The organism is Pseudomonas sp. 313, assembly GCF_000316965.1.
In the GTDB taxonomy this organism is placed as follows: Bacteria; Pseudomonadota; Gammaproteobacteria; order Pseudomonadales; family Pseudomonadaceae; genus Chryseomonas; species Chryseomonas benzopyrenica.
Map to the genome: position 1 here is coordinate 66,422 of NZ_ANBZ01000028.1, position 14,440 is coordinate 80,861.

The following is a 14,440-nucleotide window of genomic DNA, read 5'->3' on the forward strand; positions in this document are numbered from 1 at the left end:
AGAGGCGGGTATGACCTCAGCCGCGCAGGACCTGGGCCACTGCCTGGCCGAAGGCGGCGCAGCCCAGGCTGCCACCCAGGTCGGCGGTGCGCTTGGCCGGATCCTCCAGCACCTTGTCCACCGCCTGGTCGATCGCCGCGGCCGCTTCCTGCAGCTTGGCATTGCCACGGTGCTCGCCCATCCAGTGCAGCATCATGCCGATGGACAGGATCATCGACACCGGGTTGGCCTTGTCCTGACCGGCGATATCCGGCGCCGAGCCATGCTGGGCCTGGGCGCAGCAGTGGATGTTGCTCGCCATGATGGAGCCGGCGAGGCCCAGGCTGCCGGAGAGTTCGCTGGCCAGGTCGCTGATGATGTCGCCATAGAAGTTGGTGGCCACCAGCACGTCGAAGCGCTCGGGGTTGCGCACCAGGTGCGCGGTGGAGGCGTCCACCAGCAGATCGTCGAGCTGCACCTCGGGGAATTCCTTGGCCACGTTGCGCACGCATTCCAGGAACAGGCCGTCGGTCATGTGGAAGCTGTTGGCCTTGTGAATGGCGGTGACCTTGCGCCGGCGCTTCATCGCCAGCTCGAAGGCCTGGCGCGCGATACGCTCGCTGCAGTGACGGGTGATCTTGCGGGTGGACAGCGCCATGTCCGGGGAGGGCATCACCTCGCCCCAGCCGCGGCTCATGTTGCGATCCGGATAGAAGCCTTCGGTGGCCTCGCGCATGATCACCAGGTCCATGCTCTTGCCTTCCCTCATGTTGGAGGCGAGGAACGGCCGGGTGCGCGCCGGGCGCACGTTGGCATAGAGATCGAGGCCGATGCGAAAGCCGGCAGAGACGTTGCGACCGCCTTTTTCGGGCGCCGGGTAGTCGGCGTGGGATTGGGTGCCAAGGATCACGCCATCGTAGGTCTTGGCCTTTTCCAGGGTCTCGTCACGCAGGGTAATGCCGTGCTTCTCCAGGCTGGTGAAGCCGACGTCGTCGTAATCGAAGGTCAATCCCAGGCCGAACTTTTCGTTGGCGACATCCAGCACGGACATGGATGCTTGGATGATTTCGGGACCGATACCGTCGCAGGGCAGGACCAGAATACGCATTGTTTTCTCCTTGTAGATTCTGTGGGGACGTCGGCCTGATGGCTGAGCCTGAGGAGGTCACAACTTGGGCAGGACGATTTGTACTTTATGTCATCTAAAAACAATTCACGCAACGGTGCAGGACAAAAAAGGCGACATCGATTCGTGCCTGGCGAACGTGTGGGCTCAGCGCCCGTATGGGTGACGGGCGTGCAGGGGCATTGAGGGTCAGGCGCGCGGGCGAATCAGGCTGGCTGCTTTGCCGCGTCTTCTTCGGCGGCTTCCAGCTGGCGGTCTTGGGCGGCCTTGAGCCGGCTGACCACGTCGAGATGCTGGTGCAGGAAGAGCGCCGCTTCTTCGCGACTGCCGCCTTCGAGCAGGTCGAGGATATGCAGGTGTTCCTGACTCTGGCCGATCTGCCGCGAGCGTTCGACGTTGGAGCGGTAGGCCATGAAGCGACGCAGCTGATTCTGCCGGCGGATGGCTTCGAGTAGAAAGACATTGCCCGAGCAGCGCACCAGCAATTCGTGGAAGCTGGAGCCGATCTCGAACAGCTGGGCGCGGGACAGGGTGAACAGCTCCCCGTCCAGCAATCGTTGCTGCCGCTGGCGGGCCTGGGCGAAGGCGCGCTTGTCGATGCGATAGCCCGGCTCGCGCAGGGCGAAGGGCTCGATGGCCATGCGGAAGCGATAGCTCTGGATATGGGCTTCGCTGTCATGCAGGAAAGTATTGATCTCCCACCCCTGGCCGGGGCGGCGTTCGATCATGGCCTCGCTGGCCAGGCGGTTGAGCACCTTGAGCAACTGGCCGCGAGGGATCTGGTAGCGCCGCAGCAACTCGGCCTCGAAGAAGCTGCTGCGGATGTCGCCACGCAGCATGTCGTCCACCACCCGCAGGTAGAGCTCCTCATAGGGATCGTCCTCGCTGGGCAGGGCGGCCTGCTCGATGGTGGTGGCGTTGCGGGTGAGGAAGAAGCCGCGATTGGGCTCCTTGCGCGCCAGGCCCAATTGTTCCAGCAAGGCGAAGCCCCGTCGTACCGGCGAGCGGGAAACGCCCAGTTCCTTGGCGAAGGCCTCTTCGCGCAACGGATCACCGGCCTTCATCGAGCGGGCACGGGCAAGATCGATGATGCGCGGGGCGAGTTGTTCGGCGAGGTCTTTTTTCATCGGGAGTCTTCTGGACGACGGGTACCGGAGCGCAGGTACGGAAGAGGTTGGCCAGCCGGGTCTGGCGGAGCGCCCTGACGTTACCATAACCACGGCCCTCCGGAGCGGGCGACGGCGCCGGATGCACCGTCGCCGAGACCGTCAGCGGGCCGAGTAGAGCGGGAACAGCCCCAGCGCCATGGAGACCGCCATGAGCAGAAAGCTCAGGGCGAACGCCCATTTCATGGTGTATCTCTGGTGATCGCTGAACTCGACTCCGGCCAGGCCCACCAGCAGATAGGTGGACGCCACCAGCGGACTGAGCAGGTGCACCGGCTGCCCGATCAGCGAAGCCCGGCCGATCTCTGCCGCGCCTATGCCATAGGCTTCGGCCGCATGGGCCAGCACCGGCAGTACGCCATAGTAGAAGGCGTCGTTGGACATGAAGAAGGTGCCGGGAATGCTCAGCAGCGCGGTGATGGGCGCCAGGTAGTTGCCCCAGCTCTCCGGCAGGGCCCAGAGCAGCGAGCCGGACATGGCCTTGACCATGCCGGTCCCGGAGAGGATGCCGGCGAAGATGCCAGCGGCGATGAAGATCGAGATCTGCGTCAGGGCCGCGGGGGCATGGGCCGAGATGCGCCGACGCTGGTCGTCCATCTGCCGGTAGTTGATGGTCAGGGCAATGCAGAAGGCGACCATGAATAGGATCGGCAGTGGCAGCAGTTCGATCACCAGGCAGGTCATCAGCGCCAAGGTGAGCAGGGCATTGAACCAGAACAGCTTGGGCCGGCGCAGTTCGGCGTTCTCGTCGCTCAGCGTGAGCAGATCACCCATGTCTTCGTCCATGCCCGTCGCGCGCAGCGGATTGCCGCCCGGTGCCACCAGCAGGCCCAGACGGCGCCGCTCCTGCAACCCCAACCAGAAGGCCAGCGCCAGGACTCCGATGAAGCTGACGATCATCGGCGGGATCAGCGGGATGAACAGCTGGCTGGTTTCCACCTGCAGTGCCGCGGCGACCCGGGCCATGGGTCCGCTCCAGGGCAGCAGGTTGGTGACGCTGGCAGCGAGGATGACCACGCAAGGCAGGATCAGCGGATTCAGCCGCAGGCGGCGGAACAGCGGCAGCATGGCGGTCAGGGTGATCATGTAGGTGGTGGAACCGTCGCCGTCCAGGGACACCATGCCGGCCAGCAGGGTAGCGAAGAGCACGGCCTTCGCGGGATCGCCTTTGATCAGCTTGATGAAGGTGCGGATGATGGGATCGAACAGCCCGGTATCGAACATCAGGCCGAAATAGAGGATGGCGAACATCACCATGATGGCGGTGGGTGCGACCTTGCGCAGGCCATCGATCATCATCGGCCCCATCTCCGGTGCAAAGCCGCCGATGATGGCGAAGATGATGGGGATGATGGTCAAGGCCACCAAGGGCGGCAGCCGCTTGGTCATGATCAGCACCATGAAGGTCACGATCATTCCATAGCCGAGCAGAGAGAGCATCTGTATCTCCTGGTTCCAAAATACAACTTTTGTTGTGGTTGTCGTTGTGTTCGGTGGCGGAGTGGCGATCAGCTCATGTGGAGACCGCCATTGAGGGAGAAGTCCGCGCCGGTGGCGAAGGCCGATTCGTCCGACGCCAGCCAGGAGCACATGGAGGCGATCTCTTCCGGCGTGCCCAGGCGGCGCATGGGGATCTCGTGGACGATGCGATCCATGAGTTCGGTGCGGGTCAGGGCCTTGAGCCGTGGCGTGGCGATGTAGCCGGGCGAGACGGTGTTGACCGTGACCCCGCGGGCCGCCAGCTCGCGGGCCAGGGCGCGGGTGAAGCCGCGGATCGCCGACTTGGCGGTGGAATAGTTGACCTGGCCGACCTGACCGAGCTGGGCGTTGACCGAGGAGATGTTGATGATCCGTCCCCAGCCGCGGGAGGTCATGCCATCGATCACCTGGCGGGTGACGTTGAACAGGGAGTTGAGGTTGGTATCGATCACCGTCTGCCAGTCACCCGGTTGCATGTCGCGGAACACCACGTTGCAGGCGGTACCGGCGTTGTTGACCAGGACATCGACGGGGCCGACCTCGTCGCGAATCTTGGCAAAGGCAGCACGAGTGGATTCCCAGTCAGCGACGTTCCCTTCGGCCGCAATGAAGTCGAAGCCCAGCTTGCGTTGCTGTTCCAGCCAGTCGGCCTTGAGCGGTGAGTCCGGACCGCAGCCGGCGATGACGGTGAAGCCGTCCCGAGCCAGGCGTTGGCAGACGGCGGTTCCCAATCCGCCCATACCGGCGGTGACGAAGGCGATGCGCTTGCTCATGTGTAGCTCTCCTGTTGTCGTTCTTGTCGGGCGTGAGCCGTATAAGGCACGGTAAGACGAATCGAATTGTCTTGTAAATACACAAGATACAATTATGATGATGGGCGGTAGCTTTCGGTAGCTTTCGGTAGCTTTCGGTAGCTTTCGGTAGCTTTCGGTAGCTTTCGGTAGCTTTCGGTGGGTTTGGGCGTTTCGGCCTCGAGCTAGCGAGGCCCTGGATTCACATCCGTCCTTCGCTCAGGGTCTTGCGGATCACGTAGGGCAGGATGCCGCCCTGGCGCAGGTAGAGGATCTCCTGGTTGGAATCCAGCGGCAGTTCCAGGGTGACGCTGTCACTCTGGCCATCCGGGCGGGTGATCTGCAGCCTGATGAGGTTGATGCCTACCTGCAGTTCATCCAGGCCGGCGAAGTCCAAACGCTCGTCACCGCTCAGGCGCAGGCTTTCGGCGCCCTGCCCGGCGGGGAAGCGCACCGGGAAGATGCCCATGCCGATCAGGTTGCTGCGGTGGATGCGCTCGAAGCTCTGCGCCACCACCAGCCTGACGCCCAGGGTAGCCTGCGCCTTGGCCGCCCAGTCGCGACTGGAGCCGGCGCCGTAGTTGAGGCCGGCGAACACCACCAGCGGCGTGCCCTGGCGGACCCAGCTGAGGGCGGCGTCGTACACCGGCAGCACCTCGCCGTCGGCCGCCCGCGCCCAGCCGCCCTGGCCCGGATGCGCCGGCAGCAGGCGATTCTTCACCGCGCGGTTGACGAAGGCACCGCGCATCATCACCTCGTGATTGCTGCGCCGGGTCGAATACTGGTTGAGGTCTTCCGGCGCCTCGCCATGGGCGACCAACCAACGGCCCGCCGGGCTGTCCAGGGGGATGGCACTGGCGGGCGAGATGTGGTCGGTAGTGATGTTGTCGCCCAGCACCATCAGCGTGCGGGCGTCGCGCACGGCCAACGACGTGGGCGGCTCTGGGGTGATCCCCTGCAGATAGATCGGCCGGCGCAGATAGGTCGAGCTGGGCGACCAGGGAAAGCGCACGCTGCCTTCGGCGGACAACGCCTGCCAGTGGTGGGTCCCTTCCCAGAGAGTGGTGTTGCGCTGGCGGAACAATTCCGGGCGCACTGTCTCGCGGACCAGCGCCTGGACCTCGTCATCGCCCGGCAGCAGATCGCGTAGGTAGACGGGCTGACCGGCTTGATCCAGCCCCAGCACGGCCTGTTCGAGATCGACGTCGATGCTGCCCGCCAGGGCATAGGCGACCACCAGGGCCGGCGAGGCGAGGTAACCGAACTGCGCCTTGGGATTGACCCGACCTTCGAAATTGCGATTGCCCGAGAGCACCACCACTGTCTTCAGGCCCTGGTCGGCGAAGGCTTCCATGTGGGCTTCGAAGGTGCCCGAGTTGCCGATGCAGGTCATGCAGCCGAAGCCGGCCAGGTCGAAACCGAGGGCGGCGAAGTCGCTCAGCAGATCGGCCTCGCGCAGGTAGTCCGCCACCACGCGAGAGCCAGGGGAGAGCGAGGTCTTTACCCAGGGCTTGCGGGTGAGGCCACGTTCGCGCGCCCTTCGCGCCAGGAGTCCGGCCTGGATCATCTGGCTCGGGTTGGCGGTGTTGGTGCAGCTGGTGATGGCGGCGATGGATATGGCACCATGGGTCAGCGGCTGGCCGAAGCTCGGCTCGAAGTAGTCCGCCGTAGCTCCGGTGGAACGCGCGATCAGACCGGCGTCCGGGTTGGTCGGCACCTCGGCTCGAAAGGAGTCGCGGGCTTTGGCCAGCGGTTGCCATTGGTGCGGCTGGTGCGGACCGGCCACGCTGGGCTCGATGCTGGCGAGGTCCAGCGGAATGACCTCGGTGAAGACCGGCTCGGGATCGCTGTCGTGGCGCCACAGGGTCTGGGCTTCCAGGTAGGCCGCGACCCGCTCGCGCAGCTCCGGGGTGCGGCCAGTGAGCTCGAGGTACTCCATGGTCACCGTATCGAAGGGGAAGAACACCACGGTCGCGCCGTATTCCGGTGCCATGTTGGAGAGGGTGCCGCGGGCGGCCCAGCTCAGGCCCGACAGGCCCGGTCCGCAGAACTCGACGAACTTGCCCACCACGCCGCGCTGGCGCAGCAACTGGGTGACTTTCAAGGAAAGGTCAGTGGCGGTCACTCCCGGACGTAGCGCATTGGTCACACGGATACCGATGACCTCGGGAAAACTGATCGGTACCGGCTCGCCCAGCATGGCCGCCTGGCCTTCCAGACCGCCCACGCCCCAACCGAGGATGCCGATGGCGTTGATCATCGGCGTATGGCTGTCGGTGGCGACCATGTCGTCCGGGTGCAGCAGCGGTTGGCCGTCGCTGGTCTCGCTTTCCCAGACCACGGTGCCCAGGGACTCCATGTTGACCTGGTGGATGATGCCGGTGCCCGGTGGAACCACCTTGAAGTTGTCCAGGCTTTTCTGCGCCCACTTGATGAACTGGTAGCGCTCGGTGTTGCGGCGGTAGTCGATGTTCAGATTGGCTTCCACCGCGTCCGGCTCGGCGAAGCGTTCGACGATCACCGAGTGGTCGATGGTCAGCACCGCCGGGATGCGTGGATTCATCCGGCTCGGATCGCCGCCCAGTTCGGCCACCATGTCGCGCATGCCGGCGAAGTCGGCCAGGGCGGGCAGGCAGGTGGTGTCGTGGAACATCAGGCGGTTGGGCAGGAAGGGCGCTTCGCACGGCGGGCCTTCACCACGGGCACGGGCCAATACCGGCGGTAGCGCCTCCGGAAAGCAGCGGGCGACGTTTTCCACCAGCAGACGCAGGGAGTAGGGCAGGCGCGCCAGGGTGTCGGCGTCGAACAGACGCTTGAGGTCGACATAGGCGTAATGCCGGTCGCCGAGGGTGAGCTGGCCGGTGTAGGTGGAATCCAGGGCAAACTTCATGGGCTGTCCGGTCTAGTTGTCGTGATCGTGGGGGTGAGCGCCATGCTAGGAAAGCTGGCAGTCACTCGAAATTGGTATCTGGCTAACGCAGCGTTCTCGGTCGGCGAACGCTGGAATTCAGGCATGGCCAATATTGTCCTGTATTGATATAAAAGACAATAATAGTGACCTGAAATCATTACGGGCTGTTGCTGCCCAAGGGACGTCAGCTCCTAAATAGACGAGGTCCACCTTGCTTACCGCCCTGTCCGATCCGGTCTTCCTGACCAGTCTGCTCCAGATCGTCATCATCGATATCCTGCTCGGCGGCGACAACGCCGTGGTGATCGCCCTGGCCTGTCGGCGTCTGCCGGAAGCGCAACGCCGCAAGGCCATCCTGGGCGGGGTGGCGGGTGCCGTGATCCTGCGCATCCTGCTGCTGTTCGTCGCCAGCTACGTGCTGGGCTGGCCACTGCTCAAGGTGGTGGGCGGCGTGCTGCTGCTGTGGATCGGCATCAAGTTGCTGGTGCCCGAGAACGACGAGGCCGACGTCAAGGCCGGTACCACCCTGGGCCAGGCCATCTGGATCATCATGGTGGCCGATGTGGTGATGAGTCTGGACAACGTCATCGCCGTGGCCGGCGCAGCCCAGGGCCATTTGGGCCTGGCCGTCACCGGAGTGCTCATCAGCATCCCCATCATCATCTTCGGCAGCCAGCTCATCCTGCGCCTGATGGAACGCTTCCGCTGGCTGGTCATGGCCGGGGCGGCCCTGCTCGGCTGGATCGCTGGCAAGCTGATCGCCAGCGACGAACTCCTGCAGGCTTGGCTCGGTACCGGAGACCTGCACTGGGTTCCCTATGCGGCCGGCGTCGCCGGCGTCCTCATCGTGCTCGTGACTGGCCAGCTACTGGCACGGCGAACGGTTACGGCCTGACCGATCTTTCGACCACCAAGGAGCAACACCATGACCTTCAAGACCACTGACCTGTGCGACGAGCATGGCGACCAGGCGCGAGTCCTGCAGCCGATCTTCCAGGACCTGGGCGGTCGCACCGATTTCGCCGGACCGGCGCTGACGGTCAGGTGCTTCGAGGACAACTCGCGGATCAAGGAATTGAGCCAGCAGCCGGGCGAGGGACGCGTGCTGGTGGTTGATGGTGGTGGCAGCGACCGTTGCGCGCTGCTCGGCGACATCATCGCCGAGGACCTGGTGAAGAACGGCTGGGCCGGTGCGCTCATCTATGGCCAGGTCCGCGACAAGGCGGTGCTGGCGGGGCTGCCGCTGGCGGTCAAGGCCCTGGGCGTCTCGCCGCGCAAATCGGTCAAGCGCAACGAAGGCCAGATCGGCGAGGCGGTGACCTTCGCTGGGCAGACGATCCGCAGTGGTGATCAACTCTATGCCGATGCCGACGGCGTGATCATTCTCGACGCCCGCTAGGTGCGCCTATCGGCCCCCGTTCAGGCGGCCCTACACGAGTGCTTTCGCCATGACTGCCGCCAAACGGATCTTTCTGATTCACGCCACCCGCATCGCCATCGAGCCCATCAACGCAGCCTTCGCCCAGGGGTGGCCCGAGGCGCTGCGCTTCGATCTCTGGGACGACTCGCTGTCGAAAGACGCCAGCACCGCTGGCGGCAGTACGACAGCGCTGGACCAGCGCATCCAGGACCTGGCCGAGCATGCCTTTCGCGCCCAGGCCGATGCCGTGCTCTTTACCTGCTCGGCCTTTTCCAATGCCATCGAAGCCTGCCAGCGCCGTTATCAAAAGCCGGTCCTCAAGCCCAACGAGGCCATGGTGCAGGAGGCCCTGGCCAAAGGCGGGCGCATCGCTGCCCTGACCACCTTCGGTCCGGCGGGCGCGGCCATCGTCAACGACTTCGAGCTCGAGGCAAGCCGCCGTGGCCAGACAGCGGACATCACACCGATCCTCTGCGAAGGCGCGCTGGAAGTCCTGCATGCGGGTGACCAGGCCCGCCACGACGCCCTTATCGCCGCGGCTGCAGAGCGGCTACGCGGCGACTACGACGTGCTCTGCTTCGCGCAGTTTTCCATGACCGCCGCGCAATCGGCCAGCGAAGCCGCCTGGGGCGGCTCGGTGCTTACCACGCCGACCAGCGCCGTGCGGCGGCTGCGGCAGCTGCTCGAAGGGTAGGACCGGTCTAATGGTCGAACACTCACCCAGTTCCGCATCTGCGTGCATATGGTTATATAAATTCTGTCTTTACCAAAAGTTATAACAGCTCATTAGCCTATAACGCTTTCGGATGGCCAGTCGGCACGGAGCGTAAGGATGAGCAGGGTAGGGAAGGGCTTGGCGGTGATCGCCGCCGTGGTAGGTGCCCTGGGCTTCGCGGGCAGTGCCGCCGCCGAGGGCAGGATCAGCATCGCCCAGCAATTCGGCATCGGCTATCTGATCCTCGACGTGGTGCGCGATCAGCAGTTGATCGAGAAGCACGGCAAGGCCGCCGGCCTGGATATCCAGGTGGACTGGAACAGCATCTCCGGCGCCACTGCCATGAACGAGGCGCTGCTGGCCGGCTCGCTCGACGTGGTCTCCGCCGGGGTACCGCCGATGCTGACGGTCTGGGATCGCACCCGCGGACGACAGAACGTCAAGGCCATCGCCGCCCTGGGCGCCATGCCCAACTACCTGCTGAGCAATCGCGCCGAGGTCAGGTCGATAAAGGATTTGACCGACCAGGATCGCATCGCCGTGCCGGCGGCGGGCGTGGGCTTCCAGTCGCGCACCCTGCAGATCGAGACTGCCAAGGTCTTCGGCGACGCCCAGTTCAAGAAATTCGATGCCATCAGCGTGAGTCTGCCGCACCCGGATGCCAGCGCTGCCCTGATGGCGGGCGGCTCCGAGATCACTACCCATTTCTCCAGCCCACCGTTCCAGTACCAGGCGCTGGAGAATCCCCGGGTCCATCGCATCCTCAGCAGCTACAACGTCCTCGGCGGACCAGGCACCTTCAACGTGCTTTACACCACCGAGAAATTCCACGACGAGAATCCCAAGACCTACCGCGCCTTCTATGACGCCCTGGTGGAAGCCGCCGCCTTCATCCGCGCCAACAAGGCCGCGGCCGCCGAGGCCTATATCCGCGTCGAGCATTCCAAGCTGCCGCTGGCCCTGGTGCAGCGCATCGTCGAGGACCCGGAGATCGAGTTCACCGTCGAGCCCCAGCGGACCTTCGTCTACGCCCAGAAGCTGCATGAGCTGGGCGTGCTGAAACACCAGGCTGCCTCCTGGCAGGACTACTTCTTCCCCGAAGCCCACGAGCGTCCCGGCAGCTGAGCTGGACCACCAAGGAGAACACTCCAATGACTCTCGCTTCCCCCCGTCCGGCCGCCGGCCAGACTTTCGAGATCCGGCCCTTCGGCAACCTGGGCGCCGAGATCCTCGGCATCGATCTGGCCCAGCCGCTCAATGCCGAAGACTTCGCCCGCGTTCATCGCGCCCACCTGGACCACCATGTGGTGGTGTTCCGCGACCAGCGCATCACCCCCGAAGAGCAGATCGCCTTCAGTCGCCGCTTCGGCGAGTTGCAGATCCATGTGCTCAAGCAATTCCACCTGGCCGGCCACCCGGAGATCCTCATCGTCTCCAACATCGTCGAAGGCGGTCGGCCGATCGGCCTGGGCGATGCCGGCAAGTTCTGGCACTCGGATCTCTCCTACAAGGAGCTGCCGAGCCTGGGTTCCATGCTGCATGCCCAGGAATTGCCGGAGGAGGGCGGCGATACCCTCTTCGCCAACATGCACCTGGCCTACGACACCCTGCCAGCGGCGCTCAAGCGCCAGGTAGAGGGTCTCCAGGCCGAGCATTCCTATACCGCCACCTACGCCAAGCCCAAGTTCGAGGGCAACTGGCGGCCGACCCTGACCGCCGCGCAGCTGGCCGAGGTCAAGGCGGTGGTGCATCCGGTGGTACGTACTCATCCGGAAAATGGCCGCAAGGCGCTGTTCGTCAGCGAGGGGTTCACCACCCACATCGTCGGCCTGCCGGAAGACGAGAGTCGCGAGCTGCTGGCCGAGCTCTATGCCCACAGCGTCAAGCCCGAGCACCTCTATCGCCACCAGTGGCAGCCCCACGACCTGGTGTTCTGGGACAACCGCTCGCTGCTGCACCTGGCGGCCGGCTGCCCCAATCATCTGCGGCGCAAGCTGTATCGCACCACCATCCAGGGCGATGCGCCGTTTTAAGGTAGGAGACGACCATGAATGCCCCTCTAGCTTCCCGTCCGCACCTGACCCTGGCGCAGACCCAGCCGCTGCTGCAGGTGCAGGATCTCGACCTCGAATACCGCACCCGCGAACGCCGGGTGCGGGCTACCCACCAGGTATCTTTCGAGGTGCATGGCGCCGACCGTTTCGTGCTGCTCGGGCCGTCCGGCTGCGGCAAGTCCAGTCTGCTCAAGTCGGTGGCGGGCTTTCTGCCGCCGCTGCACGGTGAGATCCGTCTGGACGGCCAGCCGGTCAAGGGACCGGGGCCGGATCGCATCGTGGTGTTCCAGGAATTCGACCAGCTGCCGCCGTGGAAGACGGTGCTGGAGAACACCATGTTCCCGCTGCTCGCCAGTCGCCAGGCCAGTCGTGGCGAGGCGCGCGAGCGGGCGCTGCACTACCTGGACAAGGTCGGTCTGGCGCGCTTCGTCGACGCCTATCCGCATCATCTTTCCGGCGGCATGAAGCAGCGGGTGGCCATCGCTCGCGCCCTGGCCATGCAGCCCAAGATCCTGCTGATGGACGAACCCTTCGCCGCCCTGGACGCCCTGACTCGCCGCAAGATGCAGGAAGAGCTCCTGGCGCTCTGGGACGAGGTGCGCTTCACCCTGCTGTTCGTCACCCACTCCATCGAGGAGGCGCTGGTGGTGGGCAATCGCATCCTGCTGCTGTCGCCCCATCCGGGCCGGGTCCGCGCGGAACTCAACTGCCACCAGTTCGGCCTCGAGGACTTCGGCGGCGCCGAATTCCAGAGTACCGCGCTGCGCATCCACAACCTGCTGTTCCCCGACGACGTTCAGACCCTGCCGCCGGAGGTCGCCGACGAGCGCCTGCGCCTGCAGCAGGCCATCGTCCAGGGCCGCATTTCCTACTAGTTTCGAGGTGGACCCATGACTCGACAGCCCCCGGTGCGGGCCGAATACCAACGGGACCTCGCGCCCCTCAACGACTTGCCGCTGGCGGTGGAGCTCCCTCTGGCCACGCGCCTGTGGAGCCAAGCCTGGCTGCGCAAGCTGGTGATCCTGGCGATCCTCATGCTGGCCTGGGAAGTGGCCGCCCGCTGGCAGGGCAACGACCTGCTGCTGCCCAGCTTCCTGCAGACCGCCGCGGCCTTCTGGGATGGGCTGGTCACTGGTGAGTTACCCGCCAAGGTCGCCATCTCTCTGGGTACCTTGCTCAAGGGCTATCTGCTGGGCGTGGTGCTGGCCCTGGCGCTGAGCGCCCTGGCCGTCTCCACCCAGTTCGGTCGCGACCTGCTCGGCACCCTGACCTCGATGTTCAATCCGCTGCCGGCCATCGCCTTGTTGCCGCTGGCGCTGCTTTGGTTCGGCCTGGGCGAAAACAGCCTGGTGTTCGTGCTGGTACATTCGGTGCTCTGGCCCATGGCGCTGAACACCTACTCGGGCTTTCTCGGCGTCTCCGACACCCTGCGCATGGCCGGGCGCAACTATGGCCTCAAGGGGCTGAGGTACGTCGGGCTGATCCTCATTCCGGCGGCGCTGCCGGCCATCGTTTCGGGCCTCAAGATCGGCTGGGCCTTCGCCTGGCGCACCCTGATCGCCGCCGAGCTGGTGTTCGGCGCCTCCAGCGGCAAGGGCGGCCTGGGCTGGTACATCTTCCAGAATCGCAACGAGCTCTACACCGACCGCGTCTTCGCTGGCCTCGCCGCGGTGATCATCATAGGCCTGCTGGTGGAAGGCCTGGTGTTCGCCACCTTGGAGCGGCTGACGGTGAAGAAGTGGGGGATGCAGCGGTAGGGCTGGGTATCTTCTTGTTGGGCTTCGCTGCGCTCAACCCAACCTACGGCATAGCCCCGTAGGTTGGGTCGAGACGGCTTTATCGTCGAAGTCCAACAGATCGCGGGTTGCTGTTCGCCAGTAGTACATGGCGGCTTGCAGTCTTGGCGGTCCGCAGGGCTATCGCTCCTATGAAGAATTTCTGTTCAAAGACCAACATCCTCTAACACCGATAACCCGCCGCTGTTCTACCGCTGTACCCTGATCTAGCCTTAATAGAGGCACTCCCTCACAGAGGTTTCGTTCATGTATGCCTTCCGTATCGAGCCCCTGACGCCACTGACTGCATCGACCTCAGTACCCCATCTGAGCGCGGTGTGCATCACGACACAGCGTCAGTCCGCTCGGTCCAAAAGGAAGGTCTTTCATGTCCAAAGAAGTGCTTGGAATCTTCGCCATCGCCCTGATGATCATCGGCGAAGGCTGCATCATCTACGCCGAATTGGCAGCGGCGCGGTTGGCGGCTGCGGTCGGTCTCGATTGGCATGATGCGCTGCTATTGGCAGGGCTCGCTTGCTTTTCCGGTCTCTGCCTGTTGCTGGCGTACGGCCTGGGCTATCGGGCTACCGGTGATATCTGGGTGGTCGCGGTCGTTTCCGTACTGGTGTTATTGGTCTGCGAGCCGTTGCTGATCTGGCTGCTATTCCAGGAGTTACCGGGTCGGGGCGCTCTGGTAGGTTTCATCCTCGGCGCCCTGGGGTTGGCGGCTACGGCCTGGCTTTGAAGACCGTCAGCGTAGTATGAGTGATTGGCCAATCGCGGCCATGGGCCGCTCCTACGGGTAGGTGGCTGCGGTCGACGAGGTCTTCTCGGATCGACTGAGACCGGTATTCGCTCGATTTAACCCTTCAGGAGAATGTGGAGGCGAGGGCGCCCTTGTGGCTGAACTACCTGGTGGAAAAAAGCTACGCCGTTTCCACGCTACGGCGCTTGGTCGTTGGGCTTCGCTGCGCTCAACCCAACCTACGACATAGCCCCGTAGGTTGGGTTGAGACGGCTTTAT

13 protein-coding genes are annotated in these 14,440 nt (G+C 64.4%); 8 read left to right on the forward strand and 5 right to left on the reverse strand.

Features of this window, described 5'->3' with window-relative positions:
• Positions 1 to 16: 16 nt before the first annotated feature.
• The 5 genes from C722_RS0106125 to acnA all read right to left on the reverse strand — a co-directional run bounded on the left by C722_RS0106125 (position 17) and on the right by acnA (position 7,431).
• Positions 17 to 1,087 carry an isocitrate/isopropylmalate dehydrogenase family protein gene (locus C722_RS0106125; RefSeq protein ID WP_017639660.1) on the reverse strand — a complete coding sequence of 357 codons (1,071 nt, stop codon included), beginning with the start codon at positions 1,085 to 1,087 and terminating at the stop codon, positions 17 to 19.
• 224 nt (positions 1,088 to 1,311) lie between these two features.
• Positions 1,312 to 2,232, reverse strand: coding sequence for a GntR family transcriptional regulator (locus C722_RS0106130; protein ID WP_017639661.1), 921 nt, complete (start codon positions 2,230 to 2,232; stop codon positions 1,312 to 1,314).
• A 141-nt stretch (positions 2,233 to 2,373) separates the two neighbouring features.
• Positions 2,374 to 3,711: a CitMHS family transporter gene (locus C722_RS0106135; protein WP_017639662.1), complete on the reverse strand. Its 1,338-nt coding sequence runs from the start codon at positions 3,709 to 3,711 to the stop codon at positions 2,374 to 2,376.
• 68 nt (positions 3,712 to 3,779) lie between these two features.
• A complete protein-coding gene (gene phbB, locus C722_RS0106140) occupies positions 3,780 to 4,523 on the reverse strand; it encodes an acetoacetyl-CoA reductase (RefSeq protein WP_017639663.1) in 744 nt (247 codons plus the stop codon).
• 220 nt (positions 4,524 to 4,743) lie between these two features.
• Positions 4,744 to 7,431, reverse strand: coding sequence for an aconitate hydratase AcnA (gene acnA, locus C722_RS0106145; protein WP_017639664.1), 2,688 nt, complete (start codon positions 7,429 to 7,431; stop codon positions 4,744 to 4,746).
• Between the two features lie 232 nt (positions 7,432 to 7,663).
• On the opposite strand from acnA, the gene C722_RS0106150 reads away from it, so the two are divergent.
• The 8 genes from C722_RS0106150 to C722_RS0106185 all read left to right on the forward strand — a co-directional run bounded on the left by C722_RS0106150 (position 7,664) and on the right by C722_RS0106185 (position 14,161).
• A complete protein-coding gene (locus tag C722_RS0106150) occupies positions 7,664 to 8,347 on the forward strand; it encodes a TerC family protein (RefSeq protein ID WP_017639665.1) in 684 nt (227 codons plus the stop codon).
• A gap of 30 nt (positions 8,348 to 8,377) precedes the next feature.
• Positions 8,378 to 8,851, forward strand: a complete 474-nt coding sequence (gene rraA, locus C722_RS0106155) for a ribonuclease E activity regulator RraA (protein ID WP_017639666.1) — start codon at positions 8,378 to 8,380, stop codon at positions 8,849 to 8,851.
• A gap of 49 nt (positions 8,852 to 8,900) precedes the next feature.
• Positions 8,901 to 9,566: an aspartate/glutamate racemase family protein gene (locus C722_RS0106160; RefSeq protein ID WP_017639667.1), complete on the forward strand. Its 666-nt coding sequence runs from the start codon at positions 8,901 to 8,903 to the stop codon at positions 9,564 to 9,566.
• 138 nt (positions 9,567 to 9,704) lie between these two features.
• Positions 9,705 to 10,712 carry an ABC transporter substrate-binding protein gene (locus tag C722_RS0106165; RefSeq protein WP_026083683.1) on the forward strand — a complete coding sequence of 336 codons (1,008 nt, stop codon included), beginning with the start codon at positions 9,705 to 9,707 and terminating at the stop codon, positions 10,710 to 10,712.
• Positions 10,713 to 10,738: 26 nt separating this feature from the next.
• Positions 10,739 to 11,620: a TauD/TfdA family dioxygenase gene (locus tag C722_RS0106170; RefSeq protein ID WP_017639669.1), complete on the forward strand. Its 882-nt coding sequence runs from the start codon at positions 10,739 to 10,741 to the stop codon at positions 11,618 to 11,620.
• A 14-nt stretch (positions 11,621 to 11,634) separates the two neighbouring features.
• A complete protein-coding gene (locus C722_RS0106175; protein WP_017639670.1) occupies positions 11,635 to 12,516 on the forward strand; it encodes an ABC transporter ATP-binding protein in 882 nt (293 codons plus the stop codon).
• A gap of 15 nt (positions 12,517 to 12,531) precedes the next feature.
• Positions 12,532 to 13,398 (forward strand): ABC transporter permease, encoded by an 867-nt coding sequence (locus C722_RS0106180; RefSeq protein ID WP_017639671.1) that lies wholly within the window; start codon positions 12,532 to 12,534, stop codon positions 13,396 to 13,398.
• 406 nt (positions 13,399 to 13,804) lie between these two features.
• Entirely contained in the window at positions 13,805 to 14,161 is a 357-nt protein-coding gene (locus C722_RS0106185) for a hypothetical protein (RefSeq protein WP_017639672.1), read from the forward strand.
• Positions 14,162 to 14,440: the final 279 nt, after the last annotated feature.

Coding starts and splice junctions, on each gene's coding strand:
- C722_RS0106185 (WP_017639672.1), top strand. CDS start 13,805: ATGTCCAAAGAAGTGCTTGGAATCTTCGCCATCGCCCTGATGATCATC.
- C722_RS0106170 (WP_017639669.1), top strand. CDS start 10,739: ATGACTCTCGCTTCCCCCCGTCCGGCCGCCGGCCAGACTTTCGAGATC.
- C722_RS0106130 (WP_017639661.1), bottom strand. CDS start 2,232: ATGAAAAAAGACCTCGCCGAACAACTCGCCCCGCGCATCATCGATCTT.
- C722_RS0106175 (WP_017639670.1), top strand. CDS start 11,635: ATGAATGCCCCTCTAGCTTCCCGTCCGCACCTGACCCTGGCGCAGACC.
- acnA (WP_017639664.1), bottom strand. CDS start 7,431: ATGAAGTTTGCCCTGGATTCCACCTACACCGGCCAGCTCACCCTCGGC.
- rraA (WP_017639666.1), top strand. CDS start 8,378: ATGACCTTCAAGACCACTGACCTGTGCGACGAGCATGGCGACCAGGCG.
- C722_RS0106180 (WP_017639671.1), top strand. CDS start 12,532: ATGACTCGACAGCCCCCGGTGCGGGCCGAATACCAACGGGACCTCGCG.
- C722_RS0106135 (WP_017639662.1), bottom strand. CDS start 3,711: ATGCTCTCTCTGCTCGGCTATGGAATGATCGTGACCTTCATGGTGCTG.
- C722_RS0106160 (WP_017639667.1), top strand. CDS start 8,901: ATGACTGCCGCCAAACGGATCTTTCTGATTCACGCCACCCGCATCGCC.
- C722_RS0106165 (WP_026083683.1), top strand. CDS start 9,705: ATGAGCAGGGTAGGGAAGGGCTTGGCGGTGATCGCCGCCGTGGTAGGT.
- C722_RS0106125 (WP_017639660.1), bottom strand. CDS start 1,087: ATGCGTATTCTGGTCCTGCCCTGCGACGGTATCGGTCCCGAAATCATC.
- phbB (WP_017639663.1), bottom strand. CDS start 4,523: ATGAGCAAGCGCATCGCCTTCGTCACCGCCGGTATGGGCGGATTGGGA.